We start from the raw sequence: 1,283 nt of genomic DNA on the forward strand, positions 1-1,283 counted from the left end.
AGATCCGGACGTCGCTTGCGACCTATTCGATCGCTGCGCTCGCCAATATCGAGAACCTGACCTACACCGGTTCGGCTGCCTTCACGGGTACCGGCAACGCTGTGGCGAACGTGATCACCGGCGGCGCCGGCAACGACACGCTGAATGGCGGCGCCGGCGCCGATACGCTGATTGGTGGGGCGGGCAACGACACCTATATCGTTGACAATGCCGGTGACCTCGTCACCGAAAGTGCCGATGCCGGGATCGATACGGTGAAGGCTGGGTCGGCGACCTATACGCTTGCCGACAATGTCGAGAACCTGACCTATACGGGCACGGTGGCCTTCACCGGAACGGGCAACGACCTTGCCAACACGATTACCGGCGGTGCTGCGGCCGACCGGCTGTCGGGTGGCGACGGCAACGACACGCTGAACGGCGGAGCCGGTGCCGATACGCTGATCGGCGGAGCGGGTGACGATACCTATATCGTGGATGTCGCCGGCGACGTCGTTACCGAAAGTGCCGATGCAGGCACCGACACTGTCAAGACCGCGCTTGCGGCCTACACGCTCGGGGCCGATGTCGAGAACCTGACCTATACGGGCACGGTGGCCTTCACCGGAACGGGCAACGACCTTGCCAACACGATCAGGGGTGCGGCGGGTGCCGACACGCTGGACGGCAAGGCGGGAGCGGATACGCTGGTTGGTGGTGCCGGCAACGACACCTATGTTGTCGACGATCTGGCCGATGTCGTGACCGAAGCCGCCAACGAAGGCACGGATCTGATCAAGACGGCGCTTTCTGCCTATGCGCTGACCAACATCGCCAATGTCGAGAACCTGACCTTCACCGGCAGCGGCGATTTTGCCGGGACCGGCAATGCCCTTTCCAACACGATCACCGGCGGTGTCGGCAACGATACGCTGGACGGTGGGGCCGGAGCCGACACGCTGATCGGCGGCATCGGCAACGATACCTATGTCGTGGATGCCGCCGGCGACGTGGTCACGGAGGCAGTGGGTGCGGGTATGGACGAGATCCGCACGTCACTTGCGACCTATTCGATCGCTGCCCTCGCCAATGTCGAGAACCTGACCTACATCGGTTCGGCTGCCTTCACGGGCACCGGCAACGCTGTGGCGAACGTGATCACCGGCGGCGACGGCAATGACACGCTGAATGGCGGCGCCGGCGCCGATACGCTGATCGGCGGAGCGGGTGACGATACCTATATCGTGGATGTCGCCGGCGACGTCGTTACCGAAAGTGCCGGCGGAGGAATCGATACGGTGAGG

At 63.8% G+C, this 1,283-nt stretch carries 1 protein-coding gene; it reads left to right on the forward strand.

All coding sequences use genetic code 11. The features are described from left to right. Positions 1-1,283 (forward strand): calcium-binding protein (locus ACFPWW_RS20970; protein WP_377313122.1); only part of this gene is annotated, 1,283 nt, incomplete at both ends.

It is taken from the genome of Rhizobium sp. GCM10022189 (assembly GCF_042656325.1).
Lineage (GTDB): Bacteria > Pseudomonadota > Alphaproteobacteria > Rhizobiales > Rhizobiaceae > Rhizobium.